The organism is Plasticicumulans lactativorans (assembly GCF_004341245.1).
GTDB classification, from domain to species: domain Bacteria; phylum Pseudomonadota; class Gammaproteobacteria; order Competibacterales; family Competibacteraceae; genus Plasticicumulans_A; species Plasticicumulans_A lactativorans.
Genome location: NZ_SLWY01000003.1, coordinates 114971 through 134573 on the forward strand (window position 1 = coordinate 114971; position 19603 = coordinate 134573).

18 protein-coding genes, 1 tRNA gene and 1 pseudogene are annotated in these 19603 nt (G+C 50.2%); all 20 read left to right on the forward strand.

Annotated features, from left to right (window positions below):
- Window positions 1-9: 9 nt before the first annotated feature.
- The 20 genes and pseudogenes from glmM (at window position 10) to EV699_RS02960 (ending at window position 19237) form a co-directional block, all read left to right on the forward strand.
- On the forward strand, window positions 10-1350 hold the full coding sequence (gene glmM / locus EV699_RS02865; protein ID WP_132538754.1) for a phosphoglucosamine mutase: 1341 nt from the start codon (window positions 10-12) through the stop codon (window positions 1348-1350).
- A 119-nt stretch (window positions 1351-1469) separates the two neighbouring features.
- On the forward strand, window positions 1470-1820 hold the full coding sequence (gene secG / locus EV699_RS02870) for a preprotein translocase subunit SecG (protein ID WP_424450012.1): 351 nt from the start codon (window positions 1470-1472) through the stop codon (window positions 1818-1820).
- A 15-nt stretch (window positions 1821-1835) separates the two neighbouring features.
- A tRNA-Leu gene (locus EV699_RS02875) sits at window positions 1836-1920 on the forward strand.
- 118 nt (window positions 1921-2038) lie between these two features.
- Window positions 2039-2395, forward strand: a complete 357-nt coding sequence (locus EV699_RS02880; protein ID WP_132538758.1) for an NADH-quinone oxidoreductase subunit A — start codon at window positions 2039-2041, stop codon at window positions 2393-2395.
- Window positions 2386-2862 carry a NuoB/complex I 20 kDa subunit family protein gene (locus EV699_RS02885; protein ID WP_132538760.1) on the forward strand — a complete coding sequence of 159 codons (477 nt, stop codon included), beginning with the start codon at window positions 2386-2388 and terminating at the stop codon, window positions 2860-2862. The genes EV699_RS02880 and EV699_RS02885 overlap by 10 nt, the downstream gene beginning before the upstream one ends.
- Before the next feature lie 11 nt (window positions 2863-2873).
- Complete coding sequence (locus EV699_RS02890) at window positions 2874-3581, forward strand: NADH-quinone oxidoreductase subunit C (protein WP_132538762.1); 708 nt, start codon at window positions 2874-2876, stop codon at window positions 3579-3581.
- Window positions 3582-3596: 15 nt separating this feature from the next.
- On the forward strand, window positions 3597-4856 hold the full coding sequence (locus EV699_RS02895; protein WP_132538764.1) for an NADH-quinone oxidoreductase subunit D: 1260 nt from the start codon (window positions 3597-3599) through the stop codon (window positions 4854-4856).
- Window positions 4856-5353, forward strand: coding sequence for an NADH-quinone oxidoreductase subunit NuoE family protein (locus EV699_RS02900; RefSeq protein ID WP_132538766.1), 498 nt, complete (start codon window positions 4856-4858; stop codon window positions 5351-5353). Before EV699_RS02895 ends, EV699_RS02900 begins: the two co-directional genes overlap by 1 nt.
- 5 nt (window positions 5354-5358) lie before the next feature.
- On the forward strand, window positions 5359-6654 hold the full coding sequence (gene nuoF / locus EV699_RS02905) for an NADH-quinone oxidoreductase subunit NuoF (RefSeq protein WP_132538768.1): 1296 nt from the start codon (window positions 5359-5361) through the stop codon (window positions 6652-6654).
- 48 nt (window positions 6655-6702) lie between these two features.
- On the forward strand, window positions 6703-9096 hold the full coding sequence (gene nuoG, locus EV699_RS02910; protein WP_132538770.1) for an NADH-quinone oxidoreductase subunit NuoG: 2394 nt from the start codon (window positions 6703-6705) through the stop codon (window positions 9094-9096).
- A 92-nt stretch (window positions 9097-9188) separates the two neighbouring features.
- Window positions 9189-10211, forward strand: coding sequence for an NADH-quinone oxidoreductase subunit NuoH (gene nuoH, locus EV699_RS02915; RefSeq protein WP_279389395.1), 1023 nt, complete (start codon window positions 9189-9191; stop codon window positions 10209-10211).
- Window positions 10212-10222: 11 nt separating this feature from the next.
- Window positions 10223-10711 carry an NADH-quinone oxidoreductase subunit NuoI gene (gene nuoI, locus EV699_RS02920; RefSeq protein WP_132538774.1) on the forward strand — a complete coding sequence of 163 codons (489 nt, stop codon included), beginning with the start codon at window positions 10223-10225 and terminating at the stop codon, window positions 10709-10711.
- 57 nt (window positions 10712-10768) lie between these two features.
- Window positions 10769-11377, forward strand: a complete 609-nt coding sequence (locus tag EV699_RS02925; RefSeq protein ID WP_132538776.1) for an NADH-quinone oxidoreductase subunit J — start codon at window positions 10769-10771, stop codon at window positions 11375-11377.
- Between the two features lie 128 nt (window positions 11378-11505).
- Entirely contained in the window at window positions 11506-11811 is a 306-nt protein-coding gene (nuoK, locus tag EV699_RS02930) for an NADH-quinone oxidoreductase subunit NuoK (protein ID WP_132538778.1), read from the forward strand.
- A gap of 5 nt (window positions 11812-11816) precedes the next feature.
- Window positions 11817-13841: an NADH-quinone oxidoreductase subunit L gene (gene nuoL / locus EV699_RS02935; RefSeq protein ID WP_207922985.1), complete on the forward strand. Its 2025-nt coding sequence runs from the start codon at window positions 11817-11819 to the stop codon at window positions 13839-13841.
- A 23-nt stretch (window positions 13842-13864) separates the two neighbouring features.
- Window positions 13865-15379, forward strand: a complete 1515-nt coding sequence (locus EV699_RS02940; protein ID WP_132538782.1) for an NADH-quinone oxidoreductase subunit M — start codon at window positions 13865-13867, stop codon at window positions 15377-15379.
- Window positions 15380-15465: 86 nt separating this feature from the next.
- Complete coding sequence (gene nuoN, locus EV699_RS02945; RefSeq protein WP_132538784.1) at window positions 15466-16902, forward strand: NADH-quinone oxidoreductase subunit NuoN; 1437 nt, start codon at window positions 15466-15468, stop codon at window positions 16900-16902.
- Between the two features lie 51 nt (window positions 16903-16953).
- Window positions 16954-17994, forward strand: a complete 1041-nt coding sequence (locus tag EV699_RS02950) for an IS630 family transposase (protein ID WP_132538786.1) — start codon at window positions 16954-16956, stop codon at window positions 17992-17994.
- A 47-nt stretch (window positions 17995-18041) separates the two neighbouring features.
- Window positions 18042-18359 (forward strand): DUF2818 family protein, encoded by a 318-nt coding sequence (locus EV699_RS02955; RefSeq protein ID WP_132538788.1) that lies wholly within the window; start codon window positions 18042-18044, stop codon window positions 18357-18359.
- A gap of 123 nt (window positions 18360-18482) precedes the next feature.
- Window positions 18483-19237 (forward strand): annotated as a pseudogene (locus tag EV699_RS02960) (IS5 family transposase).
- Window positions 19238-19603: the final 366 nt, after the last annotated feature.

Consider the following 19603-nt stretch of genomic DNA (forward strand, 5'->3'; position numbering starts at 1 on the left):
GATGTGGTGATGCAGCGTCGATTTTTTGGAACGGATGGCATTCGTGGGCGTGTTGGTGATTCGCCAATTACCGCAGATTTTATGCTGAGACTCGGATGGGCGGCGGGGCGTGTATTTGCTGGGCATGGAGCAAGCAAGGTATTGATTGGTAAAGATACAAGAATATCGGGGTACATGTTTGAATCGGCTTTGGAGGCCGGACTTTCGGCGGCAGGTGTCAATATAGCGCTTCTTGGTCCTATGCCGACGCCAGGTATTGCTTATTTGACGCGAACGCTTCATGCGAATGCAGGGATCGTTATTAGTGCTTCTCATAATCCCTATGACGATAATGGGGTAAAATTTTTTTCGCGAAACGGATTTAAGTTGCCAGATGAGGTGGAGTTCGCAATAGAGTCACTGCTTGAGCAGTCGATGACAACAGTGCCAGCCCGGGATTTGGGAAAGGCGGAGCGCGTGGTGGACGCCGCCGGGCGTTACATCGAGTTCTGCAAGAGTACTGTGCCCGCGCCGCTTGATCTCTCTGGTGTGCGTATTGTTATCGATTGCGCAAATGGTGCGACTTATCATGTCGCCCCAAGCGTATTTGCCGAACTGGGGGCTAAAGTCTCAACTATAGGTGCTAAACCAGATGGATTGAACATCAATTTAAGATGCGGATCGACAAGCCCGGAAGCATTGCGTGCAGCTGTACTGACAGAGCGCGCGGATCTCGGGATCGCGTTTGATGGTGATGGTGATCGCGTCATAATGGTCGATTCGGCGGGAGAGTTGGTCGATGGAGATGAATTGCTTTTCATCATTGCCAGAGATCGGCTTCGTCGACAGGTGCTGCAGGGCTCTGGCGTGGTGGGCACGCAGATGAGCAACCTCGGGTTAGAAAATGCTCTGCACGATCTTGGTGTCACCTTGCACCGCACGAAGGTCGGGGATCGGTATGTTATGGAGGCGCTGCAACAGTTCGGTCTGAACCTGGGAGGCGAGGGTTCGGGGCATCTGATATGTCTCGACCGAACGACGACAGGGGATGGTATCGTGTCAGCCCTGCAGGTGCTTGCGGCTATGGTCAGCAGTGATTGTTCTCTGAGCGAACTCAAGCAAGGGATGCAGAAATACCCACAGGTGATGGTCAATGTACCCATCGCGAAACAACAACCTTGGTCTGGTGATCATAGGATTACAAAGCTTGTCGAAGAGGCTGAGCATGCAATGATGGGTCGAGGACGTGTCTTGCTTCGAGCTTCAGGTACCGAGCCCGTTGTCCGTGTGATGGTGGAGGGGGAGGATCATGCGCTTGTGAGTTCGCTCGCGAATCAGCTTGCCGGCGCTGTCAAGGAGGTTTTGAGCTGACTTGGGCGTTGCATTTACTGAGCATCGCGATTAGCCTACTGCGCGTAGCGGCCCGGCTGGTATAGAGTAAGCGCCAGAAGGTCGCTAGAGCGGAGGCCTTTGACTATAGGCAGATTCTGATGTACACAGTGTTGTTGTTTGTCCATGTGCTTGTCGCGCTGCTGTTGATAGCTTTGGTATTGATGCAGCAAGGCAAAGGAGCCGATGCAGGAGCTGCGTTCGGAAGCGGTGCTTCCGCTACGGTTTTTGGTGCAAGAGGGGCGGCATCGTTTTTAAGCCGGACCACCTCAGTGTTAGCCACCGCTTTCTTTGCGGTGAGTTTATTGCTAGCCTATGCGATGACCATGACATCGTCGCCTCAAAGCGTGGTCAAAACTGAGGTGTCTGTTTCGGATAAACCAGATAAGCTTGTCTCGCCTAAAGTTTCGGATATACCTCAACCGGATCAGGCAACTACGAACAAGAAGTAACTGTACATGAATCTTGCCGACGTGGTGGAATTGGTAGACACGCTATCTTGAGGTGGTAGTGGCTAATGCTGTGCCGGTTCGAGTCCGGCCGTCGGCACCAAATATTCTTACGAGCATCTTCAATAGATGCTCTTTTTTTGGACGATACTCCGGAGTTCGCTCAATGGACTCCATGCAAACAACTCGATTTCTTGAAACATATACACTGAGGTGGGGTGATGTTGGAGACTTATCTTCCCATTCTGATTTTTGTCGTGGTTGGAATTCTGGTTGGAGTTGGTCCAATAGCCATTGGTTTTATACTGGGTCCCCGACATCCAGATAGTGAAAAATTATCACCTTATGAATGTGGATTTGAAGCTTTTGAAGATTCGCGCATGAAATTTGATGTTAGATATTATCTGGTTGCAATTCTGTTTATAATTTTTGATTTAGAAATAGCATTTCTTTTTCCTTGGGCTATTTCTCTCGATAATGTTGGGTTGTTCGGATTTGTGGCCATGGCGATATTTCTTGGTGTCTTGGTTGTTGGCTTTATTTATGAATGGAAAAAGGGGGCCTTGGAATGGGAATAGAGGGGGTTTTTGAGAAAGGAGCTATAACTACCAGCGCCGATAAACTTATCAACTGGGCTAGAACGGGGTCGATGTGGCCCATGACTTTCGGTTTGGCCTGTTGTGCTGTAGAGATGATGCATGCAGGGGCATCACGCTACGATCTTGACCGCTTTGGGATTGTGTTTCGACCGAGTCCGCGGCAATCAGATGTCATGATTGTAGCCGGGACTTTGGTCAATAAAATGGCTCCAGCGCTTCGTAAAGTATATGACCAAATGGCTGAGCCACGCTGGGTCATTTCGATGGGGTCCTGCGCAAACGGTGGAGGCTACTATCATTATTCATATTCTGTAGTTCGGGGATGTGACCGAATTGTGCCAGTGGATGTGTATGTGCCAGGGTGTCCGCCTACCGCTGAAGCACTGTTATATGGAATTGTGCAGCTGCAAAATAAGATTAAGCGTACTAATACGATTGCGCGGTAAGAGGGCGGGGTATGAAAAAGAGTGCTGAGCATCACGCGGAACTACTTTCAATACGTTTCCCTGGGATGTTGTCGGTTGTTGATTCTGCAACAGTTGGGCAACTTACTGTAGAAATTTCTCCTGATCATTCTCATGCAATATTCGAATCGCTGCGAGAAGATCCGGAGTGTTGTTATGAACAGCTAATCGATATTGCCGGCGTAGATTATTCTGCATACGGAGTGGCCGAGTGGGCCACTGATGACACGACCTCGCGTGGTTTCAGTCGTGGCGTAATAGAGTGTGCCCCTGGGCGCAGCGCCGGGTCTGTACAGTGCGCAGTTGACGGATGTTCCGGCGCTTCGCGTTTTGCCGCTGTGTATCAACTTCTGTCTGTCTCGCGTAACGAACGGCTCCGCGTACGCGTATTTGCAAAAGATGACGACCTGCCAGTTATTCCCTCTGTAACAGATATCTGGGCGTCAGCTAACTGGTATGAGCGAGAAGCGTTTGATTTGTTCGGCATTGTCTTTGAAGGTCACCCGGATCTCAGGCGAATCCTCACGGATTATGGATTTGTTGGGTTTCCTTTCCGTAAAGATTTTCCGCTGATAGGCAATGTGGAAATGCGCTACGATGGTGAGCGTGGGCGCGTAGTGTATGAGCCTGTTTCCATAGAGCCGCGAGTCCTTGTGCCACGGGTAATTAGGCGCGACCATCGTTATATTGCAGAATCTTGATGTGGGGATGTTAGTATGCCCGAAATCAGAAATTATACACTCAATTTTGGTCCACAACACCCCGCAGCGCATGGTGTGCTTCGATTAGTCTTAGAAATGGACGGTGAAGTAATCCAGCGAGCTGACCCGCATATTGGTCTGCTACATAGAGGCACAGAAAAGCTTGCTGAAAGCAAGCCATTCAATCAAAGCATAGGTTACATGGATAGACTCGACTATGTGTCGATGATGTGCAATGAGCATGGATATGTTCTTGCTATCGAAAAGCTATTAAATATAACGCCGCCGGAGCGCGCGCAGTATATACGCGTAATGTTTGATGAAATTACACGAATTCTTAACCATTTGATGTGGCTCGGTGCGCACGCTCTTGATATCGGAGCAATGACGGTATTTCTTTATGCGTTTCGTGAACGTGAAGATTTGATGGATTGCTACGAAGCGGTATCTGGGGCGCGCATGCATGCAACCTACTATCGCCCCGGTGGGGTTTATCGTGATTTGCCCGACTCAATGCCGTGTTATGAATATGCGGCTTCGTCAAAACATTCTAAAAGTGATGTTGATGAATTGAACCAAACGCGCCAAGGAAGTCTGCTGGATTTCATTGGCGCGTTCACACAGCGGTTCCCAGCCAGGATCGATGAGTATGAAACGTTGCTTACCGATAACCGAATATGGAAACAGCGAACGGTAGGGATCGGTGTGGTGCCTCCTGAGCGAGCATTGCAGCTTGGGTTTACCGGGCCAATGCTTCGCGGGTCCGGAATTGTTTGGGATTTGCGTCGTAAGCAACCATACGAAATTTATGACCGCTTGGACTTCGATATTCCGATAGGACAAAATGGTGATTGCTATGATCGCTATTTGGTTCGCATCGAGGAAATGCGTCAATCCAATAGAATTATCCGTCAGTGTGTAAAATGGTTGAAAGATCATCCTGGGCCGGTGATGCTTAATGACCGCAAAGTGGCTCCTCCGTCTCGAGCAGAGATGAAAGAGGGGATGGAGGCACTTATCCATCATTTTAAGCTCTTTACCGAGGGATACTGCGTTCCGGCTGGTGAGGTTTATGCTGCCGTTGAGCATCCAAAAGGAGAATTCGGCGTTTATCTCGTTTCTGATGGGGCGAACAAACCATACCGAGTAAAGGTGCGTGCACCCGGATTTACTCATTTGTCTTCGATTAACGAAATGGTGCGCGGCCATATGCTGGCTGATGTTGTTGCCATAATCGGTACGCAAGACATTGTGTTCGGGGAGATTGATCGCTGATGAATAAGAAAAAATCAGAAGCTTTGTCTGCCCATGCATGGGAAGAGATTGACGAGTGGTTGTCGCGTTATCCTGCTGATCGACAACAGTCGGCATTACTGGCGGCACTAAGGGTCGCGCAGCATGAGAACCATGGTTATCTTACCGTCGATCTCATGGATGCAATAGCATTTCGTCTTAATCTACCACCTATAGCAGTTTATGAGGTGGCAACTTTTTATTCGATGTACGAAACGAAGCCCGTTGGTCGTCATCATGTTGCCGTTTGCACCAATATTTCATGCATGCTGCGCGGCTCGGATGAAGTGCTGAGCTTTATCGAAAAGAAACTCGGAATCTCTCTAGGTGAAAGCACTTCTGACGGTAGAATCTATTTGAAAAAAGAGGAGGAATGCCTTGCTGCTTGTGCCTATGCACCGATGATGCAAGTTGATCATGTTTACTACGAGAATCTTACAGCAGAGAAGGTTGAACATATTCTCGATAGCTTGGAGTAACTATCATGCTGAATGAGGTCATCTATTCCACGCGTAGCCATGACAATCCGTGGTCTTATGAGACATATTTGGCGCTTGGCGGGTATGTGGCTTGGAAGCGGATACTAAATGGCGAACTCAGCTCGGACCAAGTCATTGAGATAGTTAAGGCGTCGGGTCTGCGAGGTCGTGGTGGGGCTGGATTTCCTACTGGGTTGAAATGGAGTTTCATGCCACGCAACATTTCAGGGCAAAAATATATTGTATGTAATTCTGATGAATCTGAACCAGGTACTTGTAAAGATCGCGATATTCTTAGATTTAATCCGCATGCCCTCGTAGAAGGAATGGCAATAGCTGGTTTTGCGATTGGTGCAACAGTCGGTTATAACTACATGCGTGGAGAGTTCATGGATGAACCGTTCATTCGATTTGAGCAAGCAGTAAAAGCCGCTTATGCAGCCGGTCTTTTGGGTAAAAACATTCAAGGCTCTGGAGTTGATTTTGATTTATACCCGACTTTAGGGGCGGGTGCTTATATTTGCGGTGAAGAAACAGCGTTGCTGGAATCATTGGAGGGTAAAAAAGGACAGCCTCGATATAAGCCGCCGTTTCCCGCAACCTATGGCCTGTACGGACGTCCGACAACAATAAACAATACAGAGTCATTGTCATCAGTGCCATATATAGTGCGCAATGGGGCACAGTGGTTCGCAGATTTAGGCATTCCTGGGGCAGGAGGCAGCAAAATTTTCTCTGTGTCAGGGCATGTTGAAAACCCGGGGAACTTCGAAATAAGACTGGGCACATCTTTTAGTGAACTTTTGGCGCTTGCAGGAGGAGTGTGGAAACGGCGTAAACTCAAGGCGGTAATTCCCGGTGGCTCCTCAGTCCCGGTTGTGCCTGGGGAAATCATGATAAAGTTAAATATGGACTATGATTCCATCTCAAAAGGTGCCGGCTCAATGTTGGGTTCAGGGGCCGTCATCGTCATGGATGAAACTACCGATATGGTAAAAGTACTGCAGCGCATCTCGCGGTTTTATTATTCGGAGTCTTGTGGTCAATGTACTCCCTGCCGAGAGGGAACGGGATGGATGTTTCGTGTGCTTTCGCGAATTGTTGATGGTAAAGGACGATCGGAAGATCTCGAGTTGCTTGATCGTGTGGCGGGAAACATTATGGGGCGCACCATTTGTGCCTTAGGCGATGCATCCGCAATGCCAGTACAAAGTTTTATCAAACATTATCGTCATGAGTTTCAGTACTACATTGAGCATAAACGTAGTTTGATCAATGGATCTGAAGTTGCGGTCGCATAAGCTGAGTTTCGCACGAACCATAGAACTATTAGAGGCAGGTGCTTAAGAATGAATGACGATTTGATCAAAATCGAAGTGGACGGGGTTCCTCTCGAAGCAAAAAAAGGACAAATGCTTATCGAGATTACCGATAAGGCAGGAATTACAGTTCCAAGGTTTTGCTATCATAAAAAACTTTCGGTGGCAGCCAACTGTCGGATGTGTTTGGTTGAGGTCGAGAAAGCACCAAAACCACTTCCGGCTTGCGCTACGCCAGTGATGGATGGAATGAAAGTGTATACGCAATCAGCCAAAGCGATTGCGGCACAGAAAGGAACAATGGAGTTTTTGCTCATTAATCATCCGCTAGATTGCCCTATATGCGATCAAGGCGGAGAGTGTGAACTCCAAGACGTTTCCATGGGATATGGCGGGGATGTGTCGCGCTTTGTCGAGCGCAAGAGGGTTGTAAAAGACAAGGATATTGGCCCTCTAATTTCAACTGAAATGACCCGGTGCATACATTGCACGCGATGTGTGCGTTTTGGTGAGGAAATTGCTGGCTGTAGAGAGTTGGGAGCTACGGGGCGCGGTGAGCATACAGAAATCGGAACCTATATCAAAACAAGCTTGACCTCTGAACTTTCCGGCAATGTCATAGATCTTTGCCCGGTTGGTGCGTTAACAGCTAAGCCATCGCGCTATAAAGCACGTGCGTGGGAGATTGTGCAGCATCCCAGCATAGCGACACATGATGCAGTTGGGTCAAATACCTACCTTCATCTGCGTCGGGGACATATTGTGCGCGTTGTGCCCCGCGAAAATGAGCAGATAAACGAGATATGGCTGTCTGATCGCGACCGCTTTAGCTACCAAGGCCTTTATAGCGAAGACAGAGTTCAGAAGCCCATGGTGCGGGTAGAGGCCGAGTTGCATGCGACTGATTGGGAGACTGCGGTTCAGTTCGCTACGCGTGGGATCAAAAAAATTATCGGAACATACGGAGCAGAGCAGGTTGGTGTCTTGGCATCCCCTAATCTGGCTCTCGAAGATCTTTATCTGGTACAGAAATTTGCCCGTACGCTAGGGATTTTCAATATTGATCACCGACTCCGTCAAGTTGATTTTTCAAACGATCCAGAAAATGTTGTGTACCCATCTCTTGAGATGTCAATCGCAGACCTAGAGCATATTGATAATATATTATTGATTGGAACTAATATCCGTATGGAACAACCTATGCTCGCGCACCGCCTGCGAAAGGCAGCCATGCGCGGTGCACATGTTTTCGCAATTAATCCGCGTGATTTTGGATTTGCTTTCCCGTTAACAACGAAAATCACGGCTCGCCCCTCGGAGATGTTAGCCTCCTTAAGGCGCGTGGCTTTAATGGTTGCTGAAAAAACCGGGAAGAAAGCGATTTCAAATGAACCTCTGAATGAAGAAAAAGACAACGAATGGGTTATAGCAGACGCGCTAAGCAATGGCCGGCGGTCGCTGATTATATTCGGCCAGTTGGCAATCGCGCACCCCGCGTACAGTGATTTGCGATCGCTTGTGCAGTTTATCTCGAATCAAACAGGTACGTCAGTAGCTTATATTGGAGATGGCGCGAATGCTTCTGGAGCCGTAATGGCTGGGGTTCTTCCTTGTCGCGGTCCGGGCGCTAAATTATTAGAAAACGTGGGGCTTGATACGCAGGCAATGTTTTCGAAAAAGCTTAAGGCTTATGTATTGATTGGTATTGAGCCGGAATTTGATTGCATAAATCCAGGATTGGCATCAGAGGCGATTGGCTCGGCTCAGGAAGTGCTGGCGTTGACCAGTTACCTGCGCCCCGGTGGCGTGCTTGACCGAGTTGCGACTTGTATTCTGCCGATCAGCGCTTATGCCGAATCGGGTGGTACCCTAGTTAATATCGAAGGAAATTGGCAAACCAGTAGTGCGGGCGGCGTCCGGTCGGTTGGGGAGTCTCGTCCAGTCTGGAAAGTATCTAGAGTAATGGCCAATGTGCTGGGTTTGGAAGGTTTTGAGTACACGTCATCAGACCAGATCATTAAAGATATGCACGATGACTGTAGCGTGGCACCTACTATTCAACCGGCAAACCTTGCGCCAAAACCGGATTTGCTCGTGACGGAATACCGTGCACAACCTGATCAGTTGGAGCGCATTGCCGAGGCGCCAGTCTATTCCTGCGATGCAGTCGTTCGTAGAGCGGTGCCGCTGCAGCAAACGCAACTTGCGACAGTGCCGGAAGTGCGAATCAATCCGGCGTTGGCAACGCGACTGCAGCTTAATGAAAATGACGAAGCAGTCGTCAGCCAAGGTAAAGGGAGCGTGAAACTGCGAGTGCGCATTGATAGTTCCATCGCAGACGGTGCCGTCTGGGTGCCCGCTTGCATAGCGGAAACCGCTGCGCTTGGAGAATGGTTTGGGTCTATCGAAGTTCGATGTGCCTGAAGGCAATTTATAGGGGGGGCTGCTCCGCCAAGCTGTACGGGCTTGCAGCGTGAGTTACCAGAATACTATATAGAACCAGCAGGATTGAAACCGTGGAAATAGCCTGGACCCTTGCGCTGATCGTACTGAAAATTGTAGCTGTCGTCGCTCCGCTGATGTTATCAGTTGCGTATCTAACATACGCCGAGCGCAAGATTATCGGATATATACAAGTGCGCTTAGGGCCTAACCGTGTGGGTCCAGGAGGTTGGCTTCAACCGATCGCCGATGCGCTGAAGTTAATGTTGAAAGAAGTGGTAATTCCATCGGGTGCGAATCGATTCCTGTTTGTACTCGGTCCGGTGTTATCTATCGGCCCAGCTTTGGCCGCGTGGGCGGTGGTGCCGTTTGGCGATCAGATGCAGATTTCAAGCATTGACGCCGGGCTTCTGTACGTTCTGGCAATGACATCGCTGGGTGTCTATGGCGTCATTATTGCTGGATGGGCATCCAATTCAAAATACGCATTTCTTGGCGCAATGCGTTCGGCTGCGCAGATCGTTGCCTATGAAATTGCAATGGGCTTCGCATTGGTCGGAGTCTTGATGGCCGCGGGTAGCTTAAATCTCAATGAAATCGTAAAAGCACAGCAAGGCGGATTGTTGTGCTGGTACTGGCTCCCGCTGCTACCACTGTTTGTTGTCTATTTCATATCTGGTGTAGCTGAAACAAACCGAGCACCTTTTGATGTGGCTGAGGGAGAGTCGGAGATTGTTGCGGGTTTCCACGTCGAATACTCGGGAATGACGTTCGCCGTCTTTTTCTTGGCTGAGTACGCCAATATGATCCTGATTTCGGCGCTTGCCGCAATCATGTTTCTCGGCGGATGGCTTTCTCCTTTTGAGGGTATTCCGGTTCTGAGTGTAGTATTTTCCTGGATACCAGGTGCTGTTTGGCTGATTCTCAAGACGTCGTTGTTTTTGTTTCTCTTTCTTTGGCTCCGGGCGACTTTCCCTCGATATCGATATGACCAGATCATGCGTTTGGGTTGGAAGGTGTTTATACCAGTAACCTTGGTTTGGCTATTCGTTGAAGGGTTGGCAATACTGGCTAATCTTCGTCCGTGGTTCGCGTGAGGTTGGCTGCAATGAGCACAATCAAACACTATTTGAAGAGTTTTTTACTCTGGGAGTTGTTCATCGGGTTGCGCTTGACTGGCAAATACTTGTTTTCGAAGAAATTCACGATCCAGTATCCCGAAGAGAGAACTCCGCAATCACCGCGGTTTCGTGGCTTGCACGCGCTCCGTCGTTATCCAAATGGCGAGGAGCGCTGTATCGCTTGCAAACTGTGTGAGGCGGTGTGCCCGGCATTGGCTATTACCATTGATCTGGAACAGCGTGCCGATGGTACGCGCCGCACGACCAGATACGATATTGACTTGTTCAAGTGCATATTTTGTGGATTTTGTGAAGAGTCCTGCCCGGTGGACTCCATTGTCGAGACCCGGGTGTTTGATTATCATTTTGAAAATCGCGGTGACCAAATCATGACCAAAGCAAAGTTATTAACGCATGGTGATCACCACGAAAAGCAAATTGCCAGTGATCGTGCCGCTGATGCACGGTATCGCTGATGTTTTGTTAATTCTGCACACCCCATTGTTTCCTGAGTATATGGCGGGTCTATAAAAATGGGCTTTGAAAAATTCTTGTTTTATTTTTTCTCTGCAATATTGCTTTTTTCAGCCGTCCGTGTGATCACGGTCCGCAATTCTGTGCATGCTGCGTTATTCTTGGTCCTCGCGTTTTTTACGAGTTCTGGGTTGTGGTTGTTGCTGCAGGCGGAATTTCTAGCTATCACGTTGGTGTTGGTTTATGTCGGCGCAGTAATGGTCTTGTTTCTTTTTGTCGTAATGATGCTTGATATTAATACAGCTCCGCTGCGAGAAGGTTTTGTGCGTAACGCTCCGTTGGGAATTACGATCGCATTGATCATCGCTGTTGAAATGATATTAATCATCGTATCGCAATCCAGCGCTGATGCTCATGGTGTTGCTCTGCAGGTTTATCCAAAAGGATTCAGTAATACACGAGAACTTGGTTCGGTATTATATACTATGCATGCGTATCCTTTTGAGGTTGCTGCAGTTATTCTCTTGGTGGCAATTATTGCGGCCATCGCCCTTACGATGCGGCATCGAGAAGGGGTCAAATATGTAAATCCTGCAGCCCAGGTGCGTATTAATCGCGAAGGGCGGGTTCGGCTCGTGAACATAAGCCGAGAGAAGGACCCAAGTTGATTTCGCACATGGGTAAACTTCTATCCGGATTTTTGGCTTAGACTGCACTGACTGTTAAAGAGTGCATCTTGCCGAGATGCATGCATGCTCGCCGAACTTAGACTAAACAGAATCTGGAGGGGGTGCGAATGATTACACTTACTGATTATCTTATTTTGGGGGCATTGCTTTTTTGTCTGAGTGTTGCCGGCATTTTTCTGAATCGAAAAAACATTATTGTTCTGTTGATGTCTATTGAGTTGATGTTGTTATCGGTAAACTTTAATTTTGTGGCTTTCTCACGTTTTCTAGGGGACACGGCTGGGCAGGTGTTCGTGTTCTTCATTCTTACGGTCGCAGCGGCGGAGGCAGCTATCGGCTTGGCGATTCTGGTTGTACTGTTCCGTAATCGCCGTACGATTAACGTCGCCGACCTAGATACAATGAAGGGCTGAATAAGATGCTTACAGTATATATCTTCATCGTTTTAATGCCTCTGTTCGGTGCTATTGCTGCTGGTTTGTTTGGCAAGAAAATTGGTCGTCGTGCGGCACACTGGATTACCATTCTTGGTGTTGGCGGCTCGTTTGTTTTGTCTCTCGTCGTTTTTAATCGACATGTTCTCAGTGGTGAGCCTGACTTTAATGGAACTCTTTATACATGGGCTATGATGGAAGGTGTCAGGCTGGAGATCGGATTTCTTGTAGACTCATTGACTGCAATGATGATTACAGTTGTGACTTTTGTGTCGCTAATGGTTCATATCTATACCATTGGTTACATGAAAGAGGATGATGGTTACCAGCGATTTTTTTCTTATATATCGCTTTTTACGTTTTCAATGCTGATGTTGGTGATGTCAAACAATTTTTTGCAGCTGTTCTTCGGATGGGAGGCGGTGGGGGTCGTTTCCTATCTATTGATCGGTTTTTGGTACAAGCGACCTACCGCGATTTACGCAAATATGAAGGCCTTCCTGGTAAATCGCGTTGGAGATTTCGGATTTCTGCTTGGCATTGCTTCAATTTTGATGTTTTTTAATAGCCTCGATTATGCGGATGTTTTTCATGCTGCACCATTATATGCCGATAAGACTATTTCGATAGGCGGAGGGCAATGGTCGCTGATGACCATTACCTGCATCCTGCTGTTTATTGGGGCAATGGGTAAATCTGCCCAAGTGCCTTTGCATGTGTGGCTGCCTGATTCCATGGAAGGCCCTACTCCGATATCGGCATTGATTCATGCTGCAACCATGGTGACCGCCGGGATATTCATGGTGGCCAGAATGTCGCCATTGTTCGAACTGTCTAGCACTGCGCTAAGCTTTGTGCTTGTCATCGGCTCGATAACTGCTTTGTTCATGGGGCTTCTCGGTATTGTCCAGAATGACATAAAGCGAGTTGTCGCTTATTCGACATTGTCCCAATTGGGCTATATGACCGTGGCCCTCGGGGTGTCAGCATACTCAGCTGCCGTTTTCCATCTGATGACGCATGCTTTCTTCAAGGCGCTGCTCTTCCTCGCCGCTGGATCAGTCATCATCGGCATGCATCATGAGCAAGACATGCGCAAGATGGGTGGGTTGCGTAAGTACATGCCCATCACGTGGATTACATCCTTGATCGGTTCCTTGGCTCTGATCGGTTTTCCTGGTTTTTCAGGGTTTTATTCAAAAGACAGTATTATCGAAGCGGTAAAAGCCTCCCACATTCCGGGCTCCGGTTTCGCCTATTTTGCAGTTATCGTGGGCGTATTCGTAACCGCTTTCTACTCGTTCCGCATGTATTTCCTCGTGTTTCACGGAAAAGAACGCTTCCAGCATTCCCATGCCGGGGATTCTCGGCATGCCGGAGCCGAAGAGCATGGGGGGCATGTTGATGGACATGATCATCAGCATGGGCATGGACACCGTCCGCACGAATCGCCTGCTGTCGTTACGGTGCCACTGATTATGCTGGCCATTCCTTCGATATTTATCGGAGGGATGACTATCGGATCAATGCTGTTCGGGAGTTATTTCGAAGGCGTGATATACGTGGCACCTGAACATGATGCGTTGGCGCATTTGGCAGAGCATTTTCATGGGGCCATTAGCTTTGCATTGCATGGCATCCTGGGGTTGCCTTTTTGGCTTGCCATGGCCGGGGTGTGGAGTGCGTGGTTTATCTACATGAAGCACCCGGAGTACGCCGAGCACATCCGTCTTAAACTAGGGCCGATCCATCAAATACTTGAGCGCAAATACGGTTTCGACGATTTCAACCAGATGTTCTTTGCCGACGGAAGCCGTCGACTGGGTAGCGCATTGTGGAAGTTTGGGGATGCGGGCTTGATTGATGGACTGTTGGTCAACGGTAGTGCACGAACCATTGGCTGGGTTGCGTCCGTAGTGCGTCACATCCAATCAGGTTACTTGTTCCACTACGCGTTCGCGATGATCGTCGGATTGCTTGGACTGCTGACGTGGATCGTGGTCAGGTAAGCACCTAGGGGAAGAGAGCAGCGATGCTATCCGAATTGCCTATCCTTAGTCTCGTCATCTGGCTGCCAATCCTCGGGGGCGCTGCGGTCCTGTTCGTCGGCGATGAGAATAGTGCCGCCGCGAGAAGATTGGCTTTGGTTGTAGCTTGCGCAACATTCGCGGTGAGTCTGCCGCTTTGGACTGCTTTTGACGGCACCACCGCGTTGATGCAGTTCGAGGAACTTTGGCCTTGGATTCCGGCATTCAGCGTCAACTATCATCTAGGTATTGATGGTTTCTCAATGCCTCTGATTCTGTTGACGGCGTTCATGACGGTGATCGTCGTCATTGCAGGATGGGAAGTGGTGCAGTACCGGGTTGCACAATATTTGGCAGCTTTTCTGATCATGGAAGGTCTCATGATCGGGGTATTCGCGTCCCTTGATGCCATGCTGTTTTATGTTTTTTTTGAAGCCATGCTTATCCCTATGTTCCTAATAATCGGGATTTGGGGTGGGCCTCGGCGTGTTTATGCAACAATCAAGTTTTTTCTTTATACATTTTTTGGCTCAGTATTCATGCTGATCGCTTTGCTTTATATGTATTTTAAGTCCGGAAGCTTCGAAATCATCGGTTTCCATGCCTTGAAACTTAGCATGAGTGAGCAGATTCTTATTTTTCTGGCTTTTGTTATGGCCTTTGCCGTTAAGGTCCCGATGTGGCCCGTGCACACGTGGTTGCCAGATGCTCACGTGGAGGCGCCAACGGGTGGTTCAGTGATCTTGGCGGCAATAACGCTCAAGATCGGCGGCTACGGCTTTGTCCGTTTTGCCTTGCCGATTACTCCCGATGCTGCTGCGCATCTAGACTGGTTGATATTGACGATGTCACTTGTGGCAGTTGTCTACATCGGCTTGGTGGCGCTAGTCCAGCAGGACATGAAGAAACTGATTGCCTATTCATCGATCGCACATATGGGATTCGTGACGCTTGGATTCTTCCTGATTTTCGGGATCATGCGCTCTACCGGAAGTGTCAATGGTGCGGTCATGGGCATCCAAGGTGGCATGATCCAGATGGTTTCGCATGGATTCATTTCAGGAGCCATGTTCCTGTGCGTTGGTGTTCTTTACGACCGCGTCCATTCGCGCCAAATCAAGGATTATGGTGGCGTCGTCAACACTATGCCCATGTTTGCGGCCTTCATGGTTTTGTTTGGGCTCGCAAACTCGGGTCTGCCTGGAACTTCGGGGTTTGTTGGCGAATTCTTGGTGATCCTGTCGAGCTTCAAATCCAGTTTTTGGATTGCATTCCTTGCCGCGTTAACGTTGATCCTAGGGGCCGCTTACACGCTTTGGTTGATCAAACGGGTTGTATTTGGCGACATAGGTAATAAGCATGTGGCTGAACTGCAAGATGTGAATGTGCGAGAGTTCTGCATGCTGGCCTTGCTCGCAATTGCCGTTCTCATTCTTGGCATTTGGCCGGCGCCTTTGGTCGATGTCATGAATCCGACAGTTGAAAATTTAGTAAGGCACATCATCGTATCAAAGATATGATTGAGAGGTTGTTGCTCAGCCTGGTTTTAAGAAGCCGAGCAAACCTCATGCTTGAATCGAAACTTTAGGCTCTGATGGGGATTCCCATGACTTTTGTACCGCCTGATTTCGTATCGGTAATGCCTGAGATCTTTGTGCTTTCAATGGCGTGTGCGGTGCTTGTCATCGACGTCTTTCTCAAAGATGAGCAACGAGGAATCACTTTCGGGCTCTGTCAGTTGACATTGCTGGGGGCCTTGTTGCTGACGCTGATCGGATACGGTACGGATACAACGGTGACTTTCAACGGTCACTTTATACGCGATGCCATGGGGGATGTTCTCAAGGTAGGCATCTATGTGGCCATAGCCATGGTGCTCCTCTTTTCTCGGGACTATCTGATCGCTCGAGGCATACACCGTGGCGAGTACTACGTACTGGCTTTGCTCGGCGTGCTCGGCATGATGGTCATGGTATCGGCGGCCAGTTTCCTGACGGCGTATCTTGGGCTTGAGCTCCTGTCGCTATCGCTTTATGCGCTGGTGGCATTTGACCGAGATAATGCTCAATGTTCTGAAGCGGCCATGAAATACTTCGTGCTTGGTGCTTTGGCGTCGGGAATGCTGCTTTATGGCATTTCTATGATTTACGGCACAACTGGCAGCTTGGACCTCAGAGTGGTCGCAGGTGCCGCCATCGAAAATCGTGACGGTAGTCTGTTGCCTGCGCTGGGCGTTGCATTTTTGGTTGTCGGTCTCGCTTTTAAACTCGGTGCTGTGCCGTTCCATATGTGGCTGCCTGACGTCTATCAGGGGGCGCCAACGTCAGTGACGCTTTATGTTGGTTCTGCACCGAAACTTGCTGCCTTTGCTCTACTGATGCGTATTTTGGTTGAAGGATTGGGTGGCCTCGAATCTGACTGGCAACAGATGTTGATTGTTCTGTCGGTACTGTCGATTGCCGTTGGGAACGTCATCGCGATCGCACAGACGAATATCAAGCGTATGCTGGCCTACTCGACTATTTCGCATGTCGGATTCATTCTGCTCGGGATCATTGCGGGGACGGCAGATGGCTATTCGGCGGCAATGTTTTATGCCTTGACTTACGTTCTGACGACAGTTGGTTCATTCGGAATCATCATCCTTGCGGGACGCTCCGGTTGTGAGGTCGAAAACATCCAGGATCTTCGCGGATTGAATGACCGCAGCCCATGGTTTGCGTTTCTGATGCTGGTCATGATGATGTCGACGGCCGGTATTCCATTCCTGGTGGGTTTCTACGCGAAGTTCGCAGTGCTGATGGCTATTGTGAACGTCGGCATGGTTGGGCTCGCGGTATACGCTGTGGTACTGTCGGTGGTGGGGGCTTTTTACTATCTGCGGGTTGTCAAAGTCATGTACTTTGACAAGTCGGAAGATTCGATACCGATTCTGGCGGCCCTCGATACGAAGATCGTCATCGGCGCCAACGGATTGATCTTGATCCTGCTCGGGCTGTATCCGACGGGCTTGATGGGGGTATGTATCAGTGCTTTGCAATAAGAGGCCATGCTATTAACTCGGCAACTCTATAGAGCATGTTATAATATTTTTATGAAACACATCGACGCCCGCAGCATGACTCCTGAAGCCCAACGCGAGAAACGCATTATTGCGTTGAACATGCGCGAGCAAGGGTATTCCTTTGTGGCGATCGGCGAGGCCATCGGCGTGCATGGCCGAACGGTGCAGAAATGGTTGGCACGGGCGGCTGCGGACGGTGTCGACGCGGCGATTGCGGGCAAACCCCGCGGGTACGCGCCGGGTCAATTCCGGCAAATCACGCCCGAGCAGGAATCGAAGATCCGCTCGTACATCACCGACCGCATGCCCGATCAATTGAAGATGCCTTATGCGCTGTGGACGCGCAAAGCGGTGCGCGACTTGATCAAGGACGTCACGGGCGTGGACATGCCGATCCGAACGGTTGGTTTGTACCTGAGTCGCTGGGGCTACACGCCGCAGCGTCCGGTTAAACGCGCCTACGAACAACGGCCGGCCGAAGTGCGCGAGTGGCTGGACAAGACGTACCCGGAAATCGAACGACGCGCCAAGGCAGAAAAGGCAGAGATCTTCTGGGGCGACGAGACCGGTGTGAACTCGCGCAGCCAGCATGGCAGCAGCTACGCGCCGGTGGGGAAAACGCCGATAGTGGCGCTGACGGCCAAGCGATTCGGTGTGAACATGATTTCCGCTCTGTCCCCTCGTGGCGCGCTGCATTTCATGCTCTATCATGGCAGTTTCGACGCAACTCGCTGCATCGACTTTCTCGAACGGTTGATCCAGGCCTCGACCAAGGGCAAGGTTTTTCTGATCCTGGACAATCTGAAGGTCCATCACGCCAAGCTCGTCAAGGAATGGGTTGCCAAGAACAAGGAGAAGATCGAACTATTCTTCTTGCCGTCGTATTCTCCCGAACTCAATCCCGACGAGTACCTCAATGGCGATCTGAAGAACCGCATCGCACAGATGCCGCAGGCGCGCACAAAGGAAGCGTTGACCTCAAACGTCAAGAGCATCATGACCCAACTGGCTGAAAGTCCGAAACATATTCAGTCATACTTCAAACATCCGAGAATTCGCTACGCTGCATGAGAGGGCGTATAGAATTGCCGGATTAATAAGGTTCGGCAAGCGTATATATGAGTGGAGTGGATATCTACGGTTTCTCGTGGCTGCTGGTGGCACTGGTGTGTCTCAATTTTCCATGGGTAAGTGACCGTGCCTTGTTGCTGTGGAGCAGAGGTGTTAAAAAGTCTAGCTGGCATCGGTGGGTGGAATGGGCATTTCTACTTATCTTATGTGGTGTATTAGGAATTATTTTAGAGTATAGATCGACTGGTGCGAGGCATCCGCAGGACTGGGAGTTTTATGCGGTTCTGTTGAGTTTAGGGCTGGTGGCGTCATTGCCCGGGTTCGTCTTTCGTTACCAGTGGTTGCCATTAAAACGGCGCGGATAGGCGTAACCGTTTCGGTTTTAATTGGCTGACAGATTTATACTCGAAACTGACGAAGCGCTAGGGCCTGTCATCAATTGCCTGAATAGGAGATGCTTGATATCCCCTTCAGACTCTGAGGCAAGCATGACCCGGCGTTACGGACTTCGAGACGATCAATGGGCCCGCATCGAGCATCTTCTCCCGGGCCGGCCGGGTCACGTCGGGGTGACCGCCAAGGACAACCGACGGTTTGTTGAAGCGGTGCTGTACCGCTATCGAGCCGGTATTGCCTGGCGCGATCTTCCGGAGCGCTTCGGCGACTTCCGGGTTATCCACCTGCGGCACACGCGCTGGAGCCGATCCGGGGTCTGGCAGCGGGTGTTCGAGGCCTTGGCCGAGGATGCGGACAACCAGTACGCGATGATCGACAGCACCATCGTGCGGGCGCACCAGCACAGCGCTGGGGCAAAAGGGGGGCGGCGCAAGCCATCGGGCGCAGCCGCGGCGGACTGAGCAGCAAGATCCACGCGCTGGTCGATGCGCTGGGCAATCCGACGGCCTTTCATCTGACCGCGGGTCAAGCCTCCGACCTGGAAGGCGCCGATGCCTTGCTGCCCAACCTGTCGACCCAGGCGCTGATCGCCGATCGCGCCTACGATGCTCAGGCGCGGGTGATCGAGCCCATGCAACGGATCGGGGCGCAGATCGTCATTCCCTCGCATCCCACCCGCAAGGTGCTACGAGACTATGACCGCGACCTCTACAAGGCCCGGCATCTGATCGAGAACTTCTTCGCCAAGCTCAAGCAATACCGCGCCATCGCCACGCGATACGACAAAACCGCCTGCAACTTCCTCGGGGCGATCCACTGGGCCGCCGCCGTCATCTTGCTCAATTGATGACAGACCCTAGGGCGCGGCGGCGCTGATACACCAGCCCCTGAGCACATCGGCTTTTATCGACCAGCTGGACAGCGCGGGCGGAGCCGTCGGTAGGGCGGCGTCCTATCGGCGACGAGGCGTGTGTCGTTCTGCTGCGCGATCGCTAAGTCACGGCAACCACCTTGCTGGCGGTGTGAGCAAACGGCGATTTTTGCCGAGATGGTTTTCTTTGAGTCGTCGGCGACAAGACGGCCCTAGGGTTGGTGTTCCTAGAATGAAAAAAGGCCCCGGGCTTCTTGAAGCCCGGGGCCTGCTGTCTGGTGGGCCGGCGTCTACCGAATAAGAAGCACAACTATCTGTTTTTGAACGAAAAACTAATAAGCA